Below are 18894 nucleotides of genomic sequence, written 5' to 3'. Positions count from 1 at the left end.
CCGGTCGTCCCTTGCCCCAGGAATTCTTCTCCGTGCCCCGCCCTCCCGCTTGGTTCCGGGGCCCGGTTCCCCTCTCCCGGGACGCTCCCCGAAAGGGGGGGTTGTCGCTTTTCCCCCTGTCGCCGCCCCGACGCTGTGGGGCGGGTGCAAGGTCCGGAGGGCGCACTCAGCGGCTGCTGAGCGGCGTGCCGTACTTCTGAGCCGTGGAGAGGTACGGGAGGCCGAGCGTGCGGGGCGAGAAGGCCGTCGAGCGGCCGGCCGAGCCGCTGGGGAGGAGCCATACCGCGCCCAGTGAGGCGTTCTCGCCGGGGGATCCGACCGTGGCATCCGGTACACCGTTGGCGTTGTAGTCGGCCGTGGCGACCGCCGCGCCGAAGGTGTCGCCCGCCTCGGCGACGCCGGGGACGCCGGACGTGTCCTGGTTCCAGGAGACGGATTCAGCGGCGCCGTTGGCGTCGAGCAGGCCCTGCGCGCGGCCGTGGAGCAGCCAGGCGGCGCCCGCCCCCGCTTTGCTTCCGATGGCTTCACCGGGCGCGCCCGCGATCAGGTCGTCGCGGCCGTCGCGGTTGACGTCGGCGACGGCGAGGGCGGCGCCGAAGCGGTCGCCGTCCTCGGCCACGCCCGGGACGCCGGCCGTGTCCTGGTTGAGGGTCTGGGCGCGGCTGCCGAACTGGCCGCCCGCGGGACTTCCGTAGTGGACGTGGATGCCGCCCCCCTTGGCGAGTTCTTCGGGGCCGCACGGGTCGTCGATGTTCTCGTCGGCGATCTCACGGCATTCGCCGAGTGCCAGGTCGTCGCGGCCGTCGCCGTCGAAGTCGCCGGCGGCCAAGGCGGTCACGCCGGCGTTGTCCGTGTTCCAGAAGTTGGCCATCGCGGACCGCTCGGCGTCCCACTTCCACAGGCGCACATGGGACTGCGTGTTGGGGCTGCCGGCGGTCCAGTACGCCACGGCCAGGTCCGCCGTGCCGTCGCCGTCGAAGTCGCCGGTGGCCAGGACGGGGGCGCGGCCGCCCATGGGGGCGGCGACGACGGTGGTGACCATGCTGTCCTCGCCCTGGATGACACGAGCGACGACCTTGTCCGTGCCGCCGATCACGATCACTTTGTTGGCGCCGTCGGTCAGGTCGGCCGCCGTGACCGATGTGCCGTACGCGGCCGACGGCGACGGTCCGGCCAGGACCGTCGATCCCGGTCCCGGACCGTCCTTCGAGCCGCCTACGGCGATGACCATGCCCTCGTCCGCACCGCGGTCGATGAGGTCCTCGCCTGGGACGCCGGCGAGCAGCTCCGCGATGCCGTCACCGTTGAGGTCCACCAGGTCCACGGATGCGCCGAAGCGGTCGCCCGTCTCCGGGGTGCCGGGAACCTCGGGGGTGGCCTGGCTGACTCGGATGCTTCCGTGGGCGCCGACGCCCTTCGGGCCGCCCCAGACGACGTTCACGTACCCGGCCTTGGCCTGGCCGCCGACGGTCCCGTCCGGGACGCCGACGGCGAGGTCCGCGTAGCCGTCGCCGTTGAAGTCGCTCGTGGCGGTACGGGGTGCGGCAGCGGTGGCGCCGGACGGGTACACGAACCCGGCGGTGGCCGCGGCGGCGACTGCGATGGCGTACGTCAGGATGCGGCGGCTGTGTGGCACGAAGGCTCCCACTCGGTCGACAGGGTGCGGCTCATCTGGTGTGACCGTCGAAGGGCGGAGCTGGTTGTACGGAGTTCACCGGTGGTTGACGCCGGGTTCACGGTGGGCGGGCGAGGCCGTCGATGTTGCGGGCGCGCGAGACCGACGGCTCCGATGCCGTGATCACACCAAGAACGGAAGGATCACCGCCTGGCAAGACCACCGAGGGGCAGGTTAGGTCCGGCCCGTGCCGCCGGCTGACGCATGGAAGCCGCGCCGGCTCCGACGTGCAGCCAAGTGTCCAACTGCGGACAGTTGGTCACACCGGACGATGTCAGGGGACCGCCATGCAAGGGAGGGAGGCGCGACAATATCCGTTGGGCCCGAGCAGTCAGGCGTCCTACTCTCAGCCCATGAACAGGCCTCTGGTCGCCATCCTGAGTGGCGCAGGTATCTCGACAGACTCCGGGATCCCCGACTATCGCGGCCCCAACGGGCTGTGGCGGCGCGATCCCGAGGCCGAGAAGCTCGTGACGTACGAGTACTACATGGGCGATCCGGAGATCCGGCGCCGCTCGTGGCAGATGCGGCGCAAGAACCGCACGCTGAAGGCCGAGCCGAACGCGGCGCATCGGGCCGTGGCCGAGCTGGAGCGGTCCGGGGTGCCGGTGCGGGTCATCACGCAGAACGTGGACGGGCTGCACCAGCTCGCCGGAATGCCGTCCCGCAAGGTGCTCGAACTGCACGGCACCGCACGGGAGTTCCTGTGCACGGAGTGCCATCGGCGCGGGCCCATGGAGGACGCGATCGCCCGGGTCGAGGCCGGCGAGAACGACCCGCCGTGCCTGGAGTGCGGCGGCATCCTCAAGTCGGCGACGGTCATGTTCGGCGAACAGCTCGACCCCGTGGTGCTCGGCGAGGCCGTCGCCATCACCAAGGCCGGCCACGTGTTCATCGCCGTCGGCAGCAGTCTCCAGGTGCAGCCCGCCGCGGGGCTGGCCGGGATCGCCGCCGACCACGGCGCCCGCCTGATCATCGTCAACGCCGAACCGACGCCGTACGACGACCGCGCCGACGAGGTCGTACGCGAGCCGATCGGGACGGCGCTGCCTGAACTGTTGCGGCGGTTCTAGAAGAGGGCGGCCCCCCGTTCGAAGTGCAGCAGGCGCTGCTTGCGGTCCAGGCCGCCGCCGTAACCGGTGAGGCTGCCGTCGGCACCCACGACGCGGTGGCAGGGGACGATGATGCCGACCGGGTTCTTGCCGTTGGCGAGGCCCACCGCGCGTGAGGCCTTGGGGTTGCCGAGGGCGGCGGCGAGTTCGCCGTACGAGCGGGTCTCGCCGTACGGGATCTTCTGGAGCTGTTCCCAGACGGTGCGCTGGAAGGGGGTGCCGGCCAGGCGGAGGGGCAGGTCGAACGCTTTCAACTCCCCCGCGAAATAGGCCTTCAGTTGGTCGGTCGTCTCGCCGAAGGGGGTGTCGTCGCGTTCCCCGAAGCCTTCCTCCGGCGGACGGTGGCGCTGGCCGACCATGTAGAGGCCGGACAGGGCGCCGTCGGTGGCGACCAGGGTGAGCGGGCCGTACGGGCTGTCGATCACGGTGTGCTGTTTCACGGTTCGGGTCCTCGAAGTCACTGACGGGGCGGCGGCGCCTGGACGGCGAAGTCGCTCATACGGGAAGGAAGTTGATCGGGTGCCTGTCGGTCGCCCACAGGTACTGGACCGCGTAGGCCCGCCAGGGGCGCCAGGCCGCGGCGCGGGCGGTGAGCGCGGCCGGACTGGACGGGAGGCCCAACTCCGCGGCGGCGCGCCGGATTCCGAGGTCGGTGGCGAGGAAGGCGTCGGGGTCGCCCAGGGCGCGCATCGCGATGACGTCGACGGTCCAGGGCCCGAAGCCGGGCAACGCGAGGAGCCGGGCCCGGCTCTCCTCCCAGTCACTCTCCACACCCAAGTGCAGTGTTCCGTCCGCGAGTTGGCGGACCAGGTTGGTGAACGTCGCCCGCCGGGTCCTCGGCATCGCCAGGGATTCGGGGTCCACCACGGCGAGCGCCTCGGGCGAGGGGAAGAGGTGGGTGAGGCCGCCCTCGGGGTCGTCGACGGGTACACCGTGCGCGGCGACCAGACGGGCCGCGTGGGTGCGGGCGGCGGCGGTGGAGACCTGCTGGCCCAGCACCGCCCGGACGGCGAACTCGGCCTCGTCGACGGTGCGGGGTACCCGGCGGCCGGGCGCCTTGTCGACGAGCGGGGCGAGCAGGGGATCGCCGCGCAGCTGGTCGTCGACCGCGACCGGGTCGGCGTCCAGGTCGAGCAGGCGCCGGCACCGGCTGATGGCGACGGGCAGGTCGCGCAGGTCGCTGAGGGTGAGACGGCAGGCGATGTGGTCGGGCCTGGGGGTGAGCGCGACGACACCGTGGCCGTAGGGCAGGCGAAGCGTGCGGCGGTAAGCGCCGTCGCGCCACTCCTCGACACCGGGCACGGCGGTCGCCGCGAGATGCCCGAAGAGGTTGTCCGGGTTGAGCGGGAGGCGGAAGGGGAGGCGGAGACTGAGCGCGCCGGGGGCGGGCTCAGCCTTCCGGGGAACGCGGGTGCGCAGCTCGCTTGGGGAGAGCGCGAAGACTTCCCGCACGGTGTCGTTGAAGGTGCGGATCGAGGAGAATCCGGCGGCGAAGGCGACGTCGGCCATGGGCAGGGCGGTCGTCTCGATGAGCAGTCGGGCGGTCTGCGCGCGCTGGGCCCGGGCGAGCGCCAGCGGTCCCGCGCCGAGCTCGGCGAGGAGCTGTCGCTCGATCTGGCGGGTGCTGTAGCCGAGCCGGGCGGCGAGACCGGGAACCCCCTCGCGGTCCACGACGCCGTCGCCGATCAGACGCATGGCGCGGGCGACCAGGTCGGCGCGCTGATTCCACTCCGGCGAGCCCGGGCTGGTGTCCGGGCGGCACCGCTTGCAGGCTCGGAATCCGGCCTGCTGACAGGCCGCCGCACTGGGGTAGAACGTCATGTTCTGCGGCTTCGGCGGAACGACCGGGCAGCTGGGCCGGCAGTAGATCCGCGTGGTCAGAACCGCCGTGAAGAACCAGCCGTCGAAGCGCGCGTCCTTCGACTGGACCGCGCGCACGCAACGCTCGATGTCGGTGTGCATCCCATTCCGCATGCCTCCAGGATCGGGCACGGGGCGGCGCGGGGCTCGCGAGAATACGACATGTACGTCACGTGGCCTGCGGCCGGCCGGCGTCCGGTTCTCCCCAGGCGGCCTCCCGCAGCAGCCGCAGCCCGTTGAGACCCACCAGGACGGTGGACCCCTCGTGCCCGGCGACGCCCAGCGGGAGCGGGAGGTGACCGAGCAGGTCCCACAGGACGAGGACGGTGATGAAGCTCCCCGCGACCACGAGGTTCTGGGTGACCAGACGGCGGGCGGCACGGGAGAGGCGTACGACTCCGGGAATCGCGGCGAGCTCGTCCCGTACGACGACGGCGTCGGCGGTCTCCAGCGCGAGGTCGGACCCGGCGCGCCCCATGGCCACACCGGAGTGCGCGGCGGCGAGCGCGGGCGCGTCGTTGACCCCGTCTCCGACGAACAGCACCTTGTGGCCCGCCCGTTGAAGATCTCGTACGGCCTCGACCTTGTCCTCGGGCAGCAGGCCCGCGCGGACGTCGCTGATGCCGGTCGCGGCGGCGACCCGGCCGGCCGCGCCCGGATTGTCGCCGGTGAGCAGCACGGGTGCGGTGCCCGTGAGGTCGGTGAGCCCCGAGACGGCCGCGCGGGCGCCCGGGCGAAGGCGGTCGGTGAGGGAGAGGGTGCCGAGGGGGGCGCCGTCGCGCTCGACCAGTACGACCGTGTGCCCCGAGGCCGCGCCGGCTGCCGCGTCCGACGTCGGACGGCCGACGGTGACGAGGTGGCCGTCGACCGTGGCGCGGACTCCGTGTCCGGGGATCGCGGTGAAGTCGTCGGCGGGCGCGGGACGCAGGCCGCGAGCACGGGCGGCGGCCACGACGGCACGGGCCAGCGGATGTTCACTCGGGTGCTCGGCGGCCGCGGCCAGGGCGAGCAGGGCGTCCTCGTCCAGCAGGGAGCCTGGCAGCGGGCGTACCGCCGTCACCTCGGGGGCGCCCTCGGTGAGGGTGCCGGTCTTGTCGAGGGCGGCCGCGTCGATCTCGCCGAGGCGTTCCATCGCGACGGCCGACTTCACCAGGACCCCGTGCCGGCCGGCGTTGGCGATGGCGGACAGCAGCGGGGGCATGGTGGCCAGCACGACCGCGCACGGCGAGGCGACGATCATGAAGGTCATCGCCCGCAGCAGGGCGCCGGTCACGTCGGCACCGAAGGCGAGCGGTACGCAGAAGACGGCGAGCGTGGCGGTCACCACGCCCACGGCGTAGCGCTGTTCGACCTTCTCGATGAACAGCTGCGTCGGCGCCTTGGTCCGCGAGGCCTCCTCGACCAGCGTCACGATCCGCGCGATCACCGAGTCGGCGGGGTCGCGCTCGACGCGGACACGCAGGGCGCCGGTGCCGTTGAGGGTGCCCGCGAAGACCTCGTCGCCGGCGGCCTTCGCCACCGGCAGCGGCTCGCCTGTGATGGTGGCCTGGTCGACCTCGCCGGCCCCGTCGACGACCAGCCCGTCGGCGCCGATCCGCTCGCCCGGGCGGACCAGCAGAACGTCACCGACAGCGAGTTGATCCGTCGGCACGCGCTCCTCACCGTCGCCGCTGAGCCTGGTCGCGACGGTGGGAGCGAGGTCCAGCAGACCGCGTACCGAGTCCGCGGTGCGGGCGGTGGCCAGGGCTTCCAGGGCCCCGGAGGTGGCGAAGATGACGATCAGCAGGGCGCCGTCGAGGGACTGACCGATGGCGGCCGCGCCCAGCGCGGCGACGATCATCAGGAGATCGACGTCCAGCTTCTTCTCGCGCAGGGCCCGCAGCCCTTCCAGCGCCGGCTCCCAGCCGCCCGCCGCATACGCGATCACGTACAGCGGTGCATACGCCCAGGCGGGCGCGCTGCCGAGGTCCAGCGGGAGCGCTGCCAGGAACGCGACGGTCGCGGCGAGCGCCCAGCGGGCCTCGGGCAGGGCGAGCACTCGGGTACGGCGACGGGGGGCCGCCGGGGCGGGCGCGTCGGTCACGGGGGGCGAGGCGAGAGCGGGAGGCACCGGGTCACCATACAGGAACGCATGAAGAGGCGTTCATGCCTTCATGTGCGATGAGTAAGATACGGCTCATGGGTCATGGAGCCGTCAGCGCCGCGCAGGATGCCGCCCCGCGGGTACACCTGGACGCGGCCAACGCCGCGAAGGTGGCCACCACGCTCCAGGCCCTGTCCACCCCCTCGCGCCTGCTGATCCTGGCGCGGCTGCGGGAAGGACCGTTGCCGGCCACGGAGTTGGCCGCCGAGGTGGGCATGGAGCAGTCCGCGTGTTCTCATCAGCTGCGGCTGCTGCGCAATCTGGGCCTGGTCGTCGGCGAACGGAGCGGCCGCTCGGTGGTCTACGCGCTGTACGACCACCACGTCGCCGAACTCCTCGACCAGGCGGTCTACCACGTGGAGCATCTGCGCCTCGGGCTCAGCGACACCGCCGAGTAGCCACGGATCACCACGCCGTGGCGGGCAGCCCCGGCCGGCTGTAGCCCCCGGCTTGACCGCCCGGCCAGATCGCTCGGCCCGGTCTCGGCCCGGTCGCGGCCCCGCCTCCGGCTCGAAAGCGGCTGCCTCGCGTCAGCGCCCGGCAGCCGGCTCCAAAGCCGGCTCCACGGATCAGCAGACGCGTCCGGCTCGAAAGCCGGCGCCTCGCGTCAGCGCAAGGCCCCCAGCGCGAAACCCGACCCCACGCATCAGCACAAGACGCCCAGCGCGAGACCCGACCCCGCGGATCAGCGCAACGCGTCCTCGAAGGCCGTGTAGGCGTGCTCGTCGAAGAGCACGAACCGCACCTCTTCCACGGCCGGATCCGCGCTCTCGCGCACCGTCCGTACGGCGATCCGCGCGCCGTCGTCCATCGGCCAGCCGAAGATGCCGGTGGAGATCGCCGGGAAGGCCACGGTCCGCGCGCCCAGCTCGGCGGCGACCCGCAGGGACTCCCGGTAACAGGACGCGAGGAGTTCGCCGCGGTCCTCGATCCCGGACCAGACCGGGCCCACGGTGTGAATCACCCACCGCGCGTCCAGCTTGCCCGCGGTCGTGGCGACGGCCCGGCCCGTGGGCAGGCCCTTGCCGTAGTGCGAGGCGCGGAGCTTGCGGCACTCGGCGAGGATGTCGGGGCCGCCGCGCCGGTGGATGGCGCCGTCGACTCCTCCCCCGCCGAGCAGTGAGGAGTTGGCGGCATTGACGACGGCGTCAACGGTCTGCCGGGTGATGTCGCCCTGGACCAGGGTGAGCGTGGTCATGACTGACGCAGCCTCCTCCATACCGCCTTGGCCGCGTTGTGCCCCGACATCCCGTGCACGCCGGGTCCCGGCGGGGTGGCCGACGAGCAGATGAACACGGCCGGGTGCGGAGTGCTGTACGGGAAGAGGGAGACCTTGGGCCGCAGCAGGAGCTGGATCCCGGACGCGGCACCGCAGGCGATGTCACCGCCCACGTAATTGGCGTTGCGAGCGACGAGCTCGGGAGGTCCCGCGGTCGCACGGGCGAGCACCCGGTCGCGGAACCCGGGTGCGAAGCGCTCCAGTTGGCGCTCGATGGCGTCCGTGAGGTCGCCGGTGTATCCGTTCGGGACATGGCCGTACGCCCAGAAGACCTGCTTGCCGGCGGGTGCCCGGGAGGGGTCGACGACGCTGGGCTGCACGGTGATCAGGAAGGGCGCGTCGGGCGCCCGGCCCTCGCGCGAGGCCGCGTGCAACGCGGCGCCGATCTCCGCGCGGCTGGCCCCGACCTGCACGGTCCCGGCGGTGCGCGCCTCCCGCGCCGTCCACGGCACGGGGCCGTCGAGCGCGTAGTCGACCTTGAAGACGCCCGCTCCGTATCGGTAGTTCTCGTAGTAGCGCCCGAAGCCGGCGATGCGGGCGAGGGCGGTGGGCGAGGTGTCGAAGACGTAGGCCCGGGCGGGCGGCAGGTCGTCGAAGTGCTTCACCTCGTAGTCGGTGTGGACGGCGCCGCCGAGATCCTTGAGATACGCGGCGAGCGCGTCGGAGATGGACTGGGAGCCGCCGCGCGCTACGGGCCAGCCGCGGGCGTGCGCGGCCAGCGCGAAGACGAGGCCGACGGCGCTGGTGGCGATGCCCCCGAGCGGGGCGATGACATGGGCCACGAGCCCGGCGAAGAGTGCCTGGGCCCGCTCGTCGCGGAAGCGGCGCATCAGCCAGGTCGACGGGGGCAGTCCGGTGAGGCCGAAGCGGGCGAGGGTGACCGGGTCGCGGGGCAGCGAGCTCAGCGGCAGGGACATGAAGTCGCGGGCCAGGGTGTCCCATCGGGGCAGGAAGGGGGCGATCAGCCGGCGGTACGCGCCGGCGTCACGCGGGCCGAACGAGGCGGCCGTCTCGGCCACCGAGCGCGACAGCACGGCGGCCGTGCCGTCCGGGAAGGGATGGGCCATGGGCAGCTCGGCGTGCAGCCACTCCAGTCCGTACCGCTCCAGCGGCATCGCACGGAAGGCGGGCGAGTTGATCCCCAGGGGGTGCGCCGCGGAGCAGGGGTCGTGCCGGAAGCCCGGGAGCGTGAGCTCCTCGGTCCTGGCTCCCCCGCCCACGCCGTCGCGCGCCTCGAACACCGCCACGGAGAAACCGCGGCGGGCCAGCTCCACGGCAGCGGTCAGTCCGTTCGGCCCCGCACCCACTACGACCGCATCGAGCATCGACGGCACCTTCGGACTCCTTTGTCAGCCGATGGCCACTGAGGATCAGGATATGCCGGGCCACCGACAGCCTTGGCGGCGCGGGCGGTCAGGGCCGGCCCAACCCCGGGTCCCGGGAGCGGTCCTGGACGGTGCGTACCGCAGGGAGGAGTACGCGGGCCCGCGCCGGAACGGTCGACATCCTGGGCGCGTCCGTCAGGCGCCGCCCGACAACAGCTCCACCACCCGGCGAGCCGTGGCCGTGTCGCGGGCCGCGGTGAAGGGCAGCGCGTTGGCTCCCGTGACACGGAACGGCTCGCCCGCGAGGGTCAGGTGGGCGCCGCCCGCCTCCTCGACCAGCAGCAGGCCCGCCGCGTGGTCCCAGGCGGCCTCCCAGGAGAACGCCGTGGCGTCCAACTCGCCGCGGGCGACGGCGAGATACTCCAGCCCGGCCGACCCGCAGGGGCGCGGCCGCACGCCCTCGGCGCGCACGCCGAGAAGGGCGCGCTTCTGCTCGTCCGTCGTGTAGTCCGGATGCGACGTGGCGACACGGAGGTCGCTGCCGGGGGCGGGTGAACCCGAGCGGAGGGGCACACCGTCCAGCAGGGCGCCCCGTCCGCGCACCGCGGTGGCGAACTCGTCGCGCGCGGCGGCGTACGTCCACGAGGCGTGCACGACCCCGTCCAGTGCGAGGGCGACCAGCGTGCAGAAACCCGGGTCGCCGTGAACGAACTGGCGTGTCCCGTCGACGGGATCGACGATCCAGACCGGGGCGCCGCCGCGTATCGCCTCGTAGGTCGCCGGGTTGGCGTGCACCGCCTCCTCGCCGACGACGACCGAGCCGGGCAGCAGCGCGGTCAGTGCCCCGGTCAGATACACCTCGGCTCTGCGGTCGGCGTCCGTCACCAGGTCGTGCGGGCCGGCCTTCTGGTCGATCTCGTGCTCGGCGAGCTGCCTGAAACGCGGCATGATCTCGGCCGCGGCGGCCTTGCGGACCGCCTCTTCGACGTCGGCGACGCCCTGTGCGAGGAATGCTTCGATCTCTTCGATCATGCCTCCATGACAGCATGGACCACTGACAATCCCTACCCTGCCGGTGTACGCCGGGTGGAATCGGCATGAAACCCGGGGTTCCGGACGCGGAGACCGTGCCCGACACCGGAACGGAGGCCGTGCCCGACCCCGGAATACGTGCGCCCGGTGCCGGGTCGATGCCCGGTCCGCACCCGGCCGATACACGCTCCGTTACCGGAAGAGCCGAGCGCCGACACCTCGCTCCGCGACCGGAAGAGCCGGCCGCCGACACCTCACTCCCTGCCCGGAAGGGCCTGCCGCCGACACCTCGCTCCGTGCCAGGTCGGGCCGGGCCGGGGACGACACGACCCTCTCAGCGCCCCACCGCGTACCCCTGCATCCCCCGCGGGTTGGCCGCCGCCGACAGCACGCCCGTAAGCGGGTCGCGGGCGACCGCGCACAGACGGCCTTCGGACCAGGCCTCGCCGACCAGGACGTCGTGGCCGCGGTGGCGCAGCTCCCTGATGACGTCCGGGTCCGTGCGGGACTCGACGGTGACGCTGCCGGGCCGCATCCCGCGGGGGTAGAAGGAGCCGGGGAAGCTGTCGTTGTGCCAGTTCGGGGCGTCGATGGCGCCCTGGAGGTCGAGGCCGCCGCGCACCTCGGAGCGCAGGGCCACGGCCAGGAAGAAGTGGGTCTGCCACTGGTCCTGCTGATCACCGCCGGGGGTGCCGAAGGCCATCACGGGCACGCCGTCGCGCAGGGCGAGCGACGGCGTGAGAGTCGTACGGGGCCGACGGCCCGGCGTCAGGGAGTTCGGCAGGTCCTCCTCCAGCCAGGCCATCTGGAGCCGGGTGCCGAGGGGAAAGCCCAGCTCGGGCACGACGGGGTTGGACTGCAGCCAGCCCCCGCTCGGTGTGGCGGCGACCATGTTGCCCCAGCGGTCCACGATGTCGAGGTGGCAGGTGTCGCCCCGGGTGCCGCCGTCCGCCCCGACGTCCGGTTCGCCCGACACCGGCGACAGCGGGCTCTTGGCGACCGTGGGCTCACCGGCTCCCGGCACGCCCATCGGGTCGAACCCCTGCTCTCCGGAGGCCACCACGCGCGCGTGCCGGCTCATCCGCGGGGTGCGTCCTCCCGGGCTGCCGGGCCGCAGCTCGTACGACGCCTTCTCCCCGACGAGCGCGCGCCGGGCGGCGTTGTACGGCGCGGACAGCAGCTCGTCGAGGGGCACCTCCGCCGCGTCGCCGTACCAGGCCTCCCGGTCGGCCATGGCGAGCTTGCAGCCCTCGATGAGCAGGTGCACGTAGTCGGCCGAGCCGTAGCGGGGCAGTTCCGGCGGCAGCAGGGCGAGTTGCTGGAGCAGCACCGGGCCCTGGCTCCAGGGGCCCGCCTTGCACAGGGTCCAGCCCCGCCAGTCGTACGTCGCCGGGGCCTCGTAGGTCGCGGACCAGGAGGCGAGATCGGCGGCGGTCAGGGTGCCGGCGTGCCGTTCGCCACTGGTGTCCATGGTGGGCCGCTCGGACTGGCGGACCAGGGCCTCGGCGATGAAGCCGGAGCGCCACACCTGCCGCGCGGCCTCGATCTGGTCGACTCGGTCCTTCTTCTCGGAGATCTCGGCCAGCAGCCGTCGCCAGGTCGCCGCGAGGGCGGGGTTGCGGAACAGTTCACCGGGGCGTGGCGCCCTGCCGCCCGGCAGATACACCTCGGCCGACGAGGGCCACTCCGCCTCGAAGAGTTCACGCACCGTCTCCACGGTCTCGCCGACGCGCTCCACGGGCGCGTGGCCGTCGTCGGCGTAGCCGATCGCGTACTTCAGGACGTCGGCGAGGGACTTCGTGCCGTGGTCGCGCAGAAGCAGCAGCCAGGCGTCGAAGGCGCCGGGCACGGCGGCCGCGAGGGGACCCGTGCCCGGCACGAGGTCCAGTCCGAGGCCCCGGTAGTGGGCGACGGTCGCCCCGGCCGGTGCGACGCCCTGCCCGCACAGCACGCGCACCTCACCGTCCGCCGGGGCGAGGACGATGGGGACCTCGCCCGCGGGCCCGTTGAGGTGCGGTTCGACGACGTGCAGCACGAAGCCGGCGGCCACCGCCGCGTCGAAGGCGTTGCCACCGTCCTCCAGTACGGCCATCGCCGACTGCGAGGCGAGCCAGTGCGTGGACGACACCATGCCGAAGGTGCCCTGGAGCGTGGGTCGGGTGGTGAACACGGGCGGACTCCTCACTGGAGGGGCGGGCGTCCGGCGATCGTACGTACCCTGCCGCATGCGCCCGTCGGCCGGGCGGCACGCGTCCGACCATTGAACGGTTCACTCCCGCCGGCCGGGCGGCGCACGTCCACTCGATCGGCCAGGTCCCCGGAACCTCGTCCCGCCACCGGGCCCCGCTACGACGTGAGGCTCCACGGTGTCGTCCCGAGGATGTTCTCCGGTCCGATGTCGAGGGGTTCCAGAGGACGGATGTTCAGGTCGTCCTGGTTCTCCTGCGGACCCACGTGGAGAAACGTGCTGTCCTCGGCGCCCATCCGCCAGTACAAGGCCGCGTGTGCGGTCGCGCCCGGAGCGACGGTCAGCGGCTCGGGGCCCGGGCTCTCGGGCGCCATGAACACCTTGTCGGTCCCCGTGACGGTGCGCACCCCGGCCATCGGGGCGCCGGTCTCGTCCAAGACCCGGACGAAGGGGTATCCGTGGAGCCGGTACGGCCGCTCGCCGCAGTTGACGAGGGTGAGGGTCATGGCCCGCAGCCCCATGGCACCGTCCACGCGGCCGGTGCCGAAGCGCACGCCGGAGGACGGGCAGCCCCGCGCCTGCTGGACCGGTACGTCCGGCAGGGTCTCGGGGCCCGCGGTCACGGGCGGCGAGGCGGCCCGGGTCTGCGCCGGCGTGGGCGTCGGCGTCGGACTGCGCTCGGGATTGCGCTCGCGGTCCAACTCGGCGGAGAGGCCGCATCCGCTCGCACCCAGCGCCAGTACACAGGCGACGGCGGCAGCGCGGGACCACCTCGGAGGTATCGCGATCACGGGCCGATCATCGCACGGAGCCCTTGCGCACCACGGTGCGTTCCGGCCCGTTCCGGTCGAGGCCGGCGTTCGGTGCTTCCGCGGACCGTCAAGGGCCCGACTCGCGCGTGAGGTCCACCGGCCGGCATCGGGGTCACAACCCTCGACTCGCGGGCGGGGAGCGCCAGTTGAGCTCGGTGACGCGGCCCGCGCTCGCGGGCGGGGACGACCAGTTGGGCGCGATCACGGGCGCCGAATCCGCTCGTGGTCCGGCTGATGCGCACCGGATCCGGGCACGGCCCGTCCGCGGTTCGCCCACGGCCCGTCCGCGGTTCGCCCACGGCCCGTCCGCGGTTCGCCCACGGCTCGCCCACGGCCCGTCCGCGGTTCGCCCACGGCCCGTCCGCGGTTCGTCCGCGGTTCGCCCACGGCCCGTCCGCGGTTCGTCCACGGCTCGTCCGTGGTTCGTCGGCGGTTCGCCCACGGCCCGTCCGCGGGGAGGAGCTGTCACCGCGCGGGCACGGAGCGAGTTCACACTTCCGCCCTACAGGGACTCGTGTGACACTGGCGTCCCGTCCGCAGTGCGGACTCCTTCCGCACCGTCCCCCACGAGAAGTGCGTTGTGCGTTCCCTTCCTCTGCCGCTCGCCCTCACCGCGCGTCTGCTGCCGGTCGCCGTGCTCGCCTCGGCGGGCTGGGCCCTGACGTCCGGTCCGTTCGCCCCGACTCCGACCGCCGAGCACAAGTCGGCCCAGGAGCCCGACGGCAACAAGGCGTCCGCTCCCTCGACTTCGGCGGCGACCAAGACGTACGCCGCGTCGCCCGCGCCCTGCGGGAGCGTGAGCGTGTCGACGGTCAAGTCGCTCGTGCCGGGCGCCAAGACGGCCGGGCGGGAGATCCCCTCGACGGACAAGTCCGTGCGCCGCACCTGCTCCTGGAACGCGCTGAAGGGCTTCGACTACCGCTGGCTCGACATTTCGTACGAAATCAAGAAAACGGACCAGGACGCCGAAACCACCTACAAGCAGCGCGCGACGGAGAAGAGCGGCGGCGGCGCGGTCCCCGGGCTCGGCGACGCGGGCTACTCCGTCGTGAATCTCACCACCGCGGACAAGCAGCAGATGCGCGAGGGTGTGGTGCTGGCCCGCGTCTCCAACGCGCTGGTGACCATCACGTACAACGGCAGTGATTTCGAGACGAAGAAGGCGCCCAGCACGGACGTGATCAACAAGGGCGCGATCAAGGCCGCCAAGGAAGCGGTGGCCGCGCTGGAGAACGCCCAGAAGAGCTGAGCGTTCTCCAGACATCTGCGCCGGCCCGGCGACAGGCGGGCCCGCGCATCAGACCGCGGCGCGCTCCTTGCCCCGCAGCGCCATCAGCACGACGTACAGCACCATCGAGGTGCCGAGGCCGACCGCCCAGCCGTAGTCGGCCAGCGACTCCAGGGGCGGGATCGGCCGCCCGTCGATCAGCGGATGGAAGTCCGCGCCGCCGATGGCCAGGACACCGCCGGTGACGAACGCGACGACGGCCCGCCAGTTCCAGCCGCCGTCGTACCAGTAGCGGCCGCCCGCGCGGTACAGGTCGGCGAGATCGAGCCGGGTGCGGCGCAGGATCCAGTAGTCGGCGATGAGGATGCCGGCGACCGTGCCGAGCAGACCGCCGACGAGGCCGAGCCAGGTGAAGATGTAGCCCTGCGGGTCGGAGTACAGCCGCCAGGGGAAGATCAGCACGCCGAGCACACAGGTGACGAGTGCTCCGCTCCGGAAACTGATCCTCCTGGGCGCGATGTTGGAGAAGTCGAACGCCGGGGAGACCAGGTTGGCCGCGACGTTCACCGACAGGGTCGCGACCAGCACGGTCACCAGCGCGTAGAGGAGCCCGAAGACGTTGTCGGTCTTTGCGGCCAGCTGGACCGGGTCCCAGACCGCCTCGCCGTACACCTCCTGGGAGCCCGAGGTGACCATGACGGAGAGGAAGGCGAAGAGCGTCATCGTGGTGGGCAGACCGAGCGCCTGGCCCCAGGTCTGGGCGCGCTGGCTCCTGCCGTACCGGGTGAAGTCCGGGATGTTCAGCGACAACGTGGACCAGAAGCCGATCATGCCCATGAGGGCGGGCGCGAACAGCTTCCAGAACTCCGGGCCCCAGCCGAGCTTGGACGGCTGGTTCAGCAGCGGGCCGAAGCCGCCGGCCTTGCTGCTCATCCACCACAGCATGACGCCGGCGCCGACGAGCACGAAGGGCGCGGCCCAGTTCTCGAAGCGGCGGATCGTCTCCATGCCGCGGTAGATGATGGCGACCTGGATCACCCAGAAGATCGCGAAGGACAACCACATCGTCCAGGCGTAACCGCCGATCTCCGAGGCGTTGGCCCAGCTGTCGCCGATGAGCTTCCCGGCGAGGAAGTAGATGGCCTCGCCGCCGATCCAGGTCTGGATGCCGAACCAGCCGCAGGCCACCAACGCCCGTACGACAGCGGGCAGATTGGCGCCGCGGACGCCGAAGGAGGCGCGGGCGAAGACCGGGAAGGGTATGCCGTACTTGGGTCCGGCGTGCCCGGTGAGCAGCATCGGGACCAGCACGATCAGGTTGGCCAGGGCGATGGTGAAGACGGCCTGCTTCCAGTCCATGCCGACGGCTATCAGGCCGGAGGCGAGCGTCCAGGAAGCGGTGTTGTGGGCCATGCCGACCCACAGCGCCGAGAAGTTGTACGTGGTCCAGGTGCGCTTCTCGACCGGGACCGGCAGCAGGTCCTCGTTGGCGTAAGGACCGGTCGGCAGGGGTGCGCCCGGCGCGATCTCCACCCGGCCGTCGGCGAGGGTGACTTGAGGGGTGGGCGGTGGGCTGTCGGTGGGGACGGTCTCGGTCATGGGCAGGCCAATCAAGTGAGGAGTGTCGGGAAAGGCCGTGCGGGTGCGGGTGGGGGTGCGCGGGGAGCGCCCTGAGCCCCTTCCCGGAGCGGCGGGAAGGGGAGAACGGGAGGGGCCGCTACGGCCCGTCGGACATCGGCGATCGGGGGACGGCCCGAACCGGCGGTCCGGGCCTCAACTGCCTTGCTACTGCCTGCCGTTGACGGCCGGGATGACCTTCGTCCCGTAGGCGTCGATGACGGCTTCCTGTGCGTCGTGCATGTCGTAGAGCGCGAACTGGTCGACGCCGAGCTCGCGCAGGGCGTTCAGCTTCTCGACGTGCCGCTCGACCGGGCCGATCAGACAGAACCGGTCGACGATCTCGTCGGGCACGAACGCGGTGTCGGGGTTGCCGCTGCGACCGTGGTGCGCGTAGTCGTAGCCCTGCCGGGCCTTGATGTAGTCGGTGAGTTCGTCGGGTACGGCGGCGGAGTGGGCGCCGTACTTGGAGACGAGGTCGGCCACGTGGTTGCCGACCATGCCGCCGAACCAGCGGCACTGCTCGCGGGCGTGGGCGAGTGCCTCGGGCGAGTCGTCCTCCGTGACGTACGCCGGTGCGGCGACGCAGATCTTGACCTCGGACGGATCGCGGCCGGCCTCGACTGCGGCGTCCTTCACAGCCTTGACCATGTACTCGGTGAGATAGAGGTCGGAGAGCTGGAGGATGAAGCCGTCGGCCTCCTCGCCGGTCATCTTGAGCGCCTTGGGGCCGTACGCGGCCATCCAGACGGGGAGTTCGGCGCCCGGCTTGATCCAGGGGATCCTGATGACCGTACCGCCGAGGTCGGCCTCGTCGCCGCGGCCGAGGGCGCGGATGACCTTCATGGCCTCGCTGATCCGGGCGAGGGTGTTGGGCTTGCGTCCGGCGACCCGCATCGCCGAGTCGCCGCGCCCGATGCCGCACACCGTGCGGTTGCCGTACATGTCGTTGAGAGTCGCGAAGGTGGAGGCGGTGACCTCCCAGGTGCGGGTGCCCGGGTTGGTGACCATCGTGCCGATCGTCAGCTTCTCGGTGTTGGCGAGGATCTGGCTGTAGATGACGAAGGGTTCCTGCCACAGCACGGCCGAGTCGAAGGTCCAGCCGTGGGTGAAGCCGTTGCGTTCGGCCCGCTTCATCAGGCTGATGACGCGGGAGGCAGGCGGGTCGGTCTGCAGGACGAGTCCGAAGTCCATGTGCGCCACTCCTAGTTCAGGTACTGACAGGTGGAGCGGGGGGTGTAGACGCCGTGACCCGCGCGCCCGGTGTACTCCCGCTCGGAGATGACGAGTTCGCCGCGCGAGAGCACCGTCTCGACCCGGCCGGTGACGCGCCTGCCCTCGTACGCCGAGTAGTCGACGTTCATGTGGTGGGTCTCCACCGACAGGATCTGCTCGGCGTGCGGGTCGTAGATGACGACGTCCGCGTCCGCGCCCGGCGCGATGGTGCCCTTCTTCGGGTACAGGCCGAACATCCGGGCCGGGGACGCGCAGGCGATCTCGATCCAGCGGCGGCGCGAGAGGTGTCCGTCGACGACGGCCTGGTGGAGCAGGTCCATCCGGTTCTCGACACCCGGCAGGCCGTTGGGGATCTTCGAGAAGTCGCCGCGGCCCAGGTCCTTCTGGCCGACGAAGCAGAAGGGGCAGTGGTCGGTGGAGACGACCTGGAGGTCGTTCGTCCGCAGTCCGCGCCAGAGTGCGGCCTGGTGCTCCTTCGGCCGCAGCGGCGTGGAGCACACGTACTTCGCGCCCTCGAAGTCCGGCTCGGCGAGGTTGTCCGTCGACAGGAACAGGTACTGCGGGCAGGTCTCCCCGAACACGTTCAGGCCCTCGTCGCGCGCCCGCGCCAGCTCGGCGACCGCCTCCTGCGCCGACACGTGCACGACGTACAGCGGAGCGCCCGCGACCTGCGCGAGCTTGATGGCACGGTGAGTGGCCTCGGCCTCCAGCAGGGCCTTCCTGACCTCCCCGTGATAGCGGGGGTCGGTCTCACCGCGGGCCAGCGCCTGCTCGACGAGCACGTCGATCGCGATGCCGTTCTCGGCGTGCATCATGATCAGGCCGCCGTTCTCGGCGGAGCGCTGCATGGCACGCAGGATCTGGCCGTCGTCGCTGTAGAAGACGCCGGGATAGGCCATGAACTGCTTGAAGGAGGTGACGCCCTCCTCGACCAGCAGGTCCATCTCCTTGAGCGTCTCCTGGTTCACATCGGAGACGATCATGTGGAAGCCGTAGTCGATGGCGCACTGGCCGTCGGCCTTGGCGTTCCAGGCGTCGAGGCCCTCGCGCAGCGAGTGGCCGACGCTCTGCACGGCGAAGTCGATGATGGTGGTGGTGCCGCCCCAGGCCGCGGCCCGGGTGCCGGTCTCGAAGGTGTCGGAGGCGAACGTGCCGCCGAACGGCAGCTCCATGTGCGTGTGGGCGTCGACACCGCCCGGAATCACGTACTTTCCGGTGGCGTCGATCGTCCGCTCCGCCGTCCATGCTTCGGCGGCCGGAGTGCCCGACGCCGCGAGCGCGGCGATCCGGCCGTCCTCGATCAGGACGTCGGCGTGGATCTCGTCGGATGCGGTGATGACGAGGCCACCGCGGATGACGGTACGGCTCATGCTCCCTCTCCTTCCGG

15 protein-coding genes are annotated in these 18894 nt (G+C 72.0%); 3 read left to right on the top strand and 12 right to left on the bottom strand.

Going from position 1 to position 18894, the window contains the following annotated elements; translation table 11 throughout:
* Positions 1-166: 166 nt before the first annotated feature.
* Positions 167-1636, bottom strand: a complete 1470-nt coding sequence (locus tag ACFWM2_RS00675) for an FG-GAP repeat protein (RefSeq protein ID WP_383271502.1) — start codon at positions 1634-1636, stop codon at positions 167-169.
* A gap of 392 nt (positions 1637-2028) precedes the next feature.
* Here ACFWM2_RS00675 and ACFWM2_RS00670 point away from each other — a divergent pair, with 392 nt between their 5' ends.
* On the top strand, positions 2029-2748 hold the full coding sequence (locus ACFWM2_RS00670; protein WP_383271500.1) for an NAD-dependent deacetylase: 720 nt from the start codon (positions 2029-2031) through the stop codon (positions 2746-2748).
* On the opposite strand, the gene ACFWM2_RS00665 is transcribed toward ACFWM2_RS00670, so the two are convergent.
* From ACFWM2_RS00665 to ACFWM2_RS00655, 3 genes are read right to left on the bottom strand one after another with little or no spacing between them, the layout of a single operon-like run.
* Positions 2745-3227 (bottom strand): methylated-DNA--[protein]-cysteine S-methyltransferase, encoded by a 483-nt coding sequence (locus ACFWM2_RS00665; protein WP_383271498.1) that lies wholly within the window; start codon positions 3225-3227, stop codon positions 2745-2747. The genes ACFWM2_RS00670 and ACFWM2_RS00665 overlap by 4 nt on opposite strands.
* 55 nt (positions 3228-3282) lie before the next feature.
* Positions 3283-4761 (bottom strand): AlkA N-terminal domain-containing protein, encoded by a 1479-nt coding sequence (locus ACFWM2_RS00660; RefSeq protein ID WP_383271496.1) that lies wholly within the window; start codon positions 4759-4761, stop codon positions 3283-3285.
* 55 nt (positions 4762-4816) lie between these two features.
* Positions 4817-6757, bottom strand: coding sequence for a heavy metal translocating P-type ATPase (locus tag ACFWM2_RS00655; RefSeq protein WP_383271494.1), 1941 nt, complete (start codon positions 6755-6757; stop codon positions 4817-4819).
* A 68-nt stretch (positions 6758-6825) separates the two neighbouring features.
* On the opposite strand from ACFWM2_RS00655, the gene ACFWM2_RS00650 reads away from it, so the two are divergent.
* A complete protein-coding gene (locus ACFWM2_RS00650; protein WP_383271492.1) occupies positions 6826-7188 on the top strand; it encodes an ArsR/SmtB family transcription factor in 363 nt (120 codons plus the stop codon).
* A 287-nt stretch (positions 7189-7475) separates the two neighbouring features.
* On the opposite strand, the gene ACFWM2_RS00645 is transcribed toward ACFWM2_RS00650, so the two are convergent.
* From ACFWM2_RS00645 to ACFWM2_RS00625, 5 genes are all read right to left on the bottom strand, one after another.
* Positions 7476-7988 (bottom strand): O-acetyl-ADP-ribose deacetylase, encoded by a 513-nt coding sequence (locus tag ACFWM2_RS00645; RefSeq protein ID WP_383271490.1) that lies wholly within the window; start codon positions 7986-7988, stop codon positions 7476-7478.
* Positions 7985-9394, bottom strand: a complete 1410-nt coding sequence (locus ACFWM2_RS00640; protein WP_383271488.1) for a phytoene desaturase family protein — start codon at positions 9392-9394, stop codon at positions 7985-7987. The genes ACFWM2_RS00645 and ACFWM2_RS00640 overlap by 4 nt, the downstream gene beginning before the upstream one ends.
* 195 nt (positions 9395-9589) lie before the next feature.
* Positions 9590-10426 (bottom strand): inositol monophosphatase family protein, encoded by an 837-nt coding sequence (locus ACFWM2_RS00635; protein ID WP_383271486.1) that lies wholly within the window; start codon positions 10424-10426, stop codon positions 9590-9592.
* Positions 10427-10760: 334 nt separating this feature from the next.
* Positions 10761-12653 carry a gamma-glutamyltransferase family protein gene (locus tag ACFWM2_RS00630; protein WP_383271484.1) on the bottom strand — a complete coding sequence of 631 codons (1893 nt, stop codon included), beginning with the start codon at positions 12651-12653 and terminating at the stop codon, positions 10761-10763.
* Positions 12654-12772: 119 nt separating this feature from the next.
* Entirely contained in the window at positions 12773-13405 is a 633-nt protein-coding gene (locus ACFWM2_RS00625) for a DUF4232 domain-containing protein (RefSeq protein ID WP_383271482.1), read from the bottom strand.
* Between the two features lie 601 nt (positions 13406-14006).
* Here ACFWM2_RS00625 and ACFWM2_RS00620 point away from each other — a divergent pair.
* Positions 14007-14675 carry a hypothetical protein gene (locus tag ACFWM2_RS00620; protein WP_383271480.1) on the top strand — a complete coding sequence of 223 codons (669 nt, stop codon included), beginning with the start codon at positions 14007-14009 and terminating at the stop codon, positions 14673-14675.
* Positions 14676-14723: 48 nt separating this feature from the next.
* On the opposite strand, the gene ACFWM2_RS00615 is transcribed toward ACFWM2_RS00620, so the two are convergent.
* The 3 genes from ACFWM2_RS00615 to hydA form a co-directional block, all read right to left on the bottom strand.
* On the bottom strand, positions 14724-16253 hold the full coding sequence (locus ACFWM2_RS00615) for an NCS1 family nucleobase:cation symporter-1 (RefSeq protein WP_383271478.1): 1530 nt from the start codon (positions 16251-16253) through the stop codon (positions 14724-14726).
* A gap of 186 nt (positions 16254-16439) precedes the next feature.
* Complete coding sequence (locus ACFWM2_RS00610; protein WP_383271476.1) at positions 16440-17465, bottom strand: TIGR03842 family LLM class F420-dependent oxidoreductase; 1026 nt, start codon at positions 17463-17465, stop codon at positions 16440-16442.
* A gap of 11 nt (positions 17466-17476) precedes the next feature.
* On the bottom strand, positions 17477-18877 hold the full coding sequence (gene hydA / locus ACFWM2_RS00605) for a dihydropyrimidinase (RefSeq protein WP_383271474.1): 1401 nt from the start codon (positions 18875-18877) through the stop codon (positions 17477-17479).
* Positions 18878-18894 lie beyond the last annotated feature (17 nt).

This window comes from Streptomyces sp. NPDC058371, assembly GCF_042723265.1.
Classification (GTDB): Bacteria; Actinomycetota; Actinomycetes; order Streptomycetales; family Streptomycetaceae; genus Streptomyces.
The sequence above is the reverse complement of the archived record's forward strand: the minus strand, read 5'-3'. Positions and strand labels throughout refer to the sequence as shown.

Coding starts and splice junctions, on each gene's coding strand:
- ACFWM2_RS00670 (WP_383271500.1), top strand. CDS start 2,029: ATGAACAGGCCTCTGGTCGCCATCCTGAGTGGCGCAGGTATCTCGACA.
- ACFWM2_RS00660 (WP_383271496.1), bottom strand. CDS start 4,761: ATGCGGAATGGGATGCACACCGACATCGAGCGTTGCGTGCGCGCGGTC.
- ACFWM2_RS00650 (WP_383271492.1), top strand. CDS start 6,826: ATGGGTCATGGAGCCGTCAGCGCCGCGCAGGATGCCGCCCCGCGGGTA.
- ACFWM2_RS00645 (WP_383271490.1), bottom strand. CDS start 7,988: ATGACCACGCTCACCCTGGTCCAGGGCGACATCACCCGGCAGACCGTT.
- ACFWM2_RS00640 (WP_383271488.1), bottom strand. CDS start 9,394: ATGCTCGATGCGGTCGTAGTGGGTGCGGGGCCGAACGGACTGACCGCT.
- ACFWM2_RS00635 (WP_383271486.1), bottom strand. CDS start 10,426: ATGATCGAAGAGATCGAAGCATTCCTCGCACAGGGCGTCGCCGACGTC.
- ACFWM2_RS00630 (WP_383271484.1), bottom strand. CDS start 12,653: ATGCGGCAGGGTACGTACGATCGCCGGACGCCCGCCCCTCCAGTGAGG.
- ACFWM2_RS00615 (WP_383271478.1), bottom strand. CDS start 16,253: ATGACCGAGACCGTCCCCACCGACAGCCCACCGCCCACCCCTCAAGTC.
- ACFWM2_RS00610 (WP_383271476.1), bottom strand. CDS start 17,465: ATGGACTTCGGACTCGTCCTGCAGACCGACCCGCCTGCCTCCCGCGTC.
- hydA (WP_383271474.1), bottom strand. CDS start 18,877: ATGAGCCGTACCGTCATCCGCGGTGGCCTCGTCATCACCGCATCCGAC.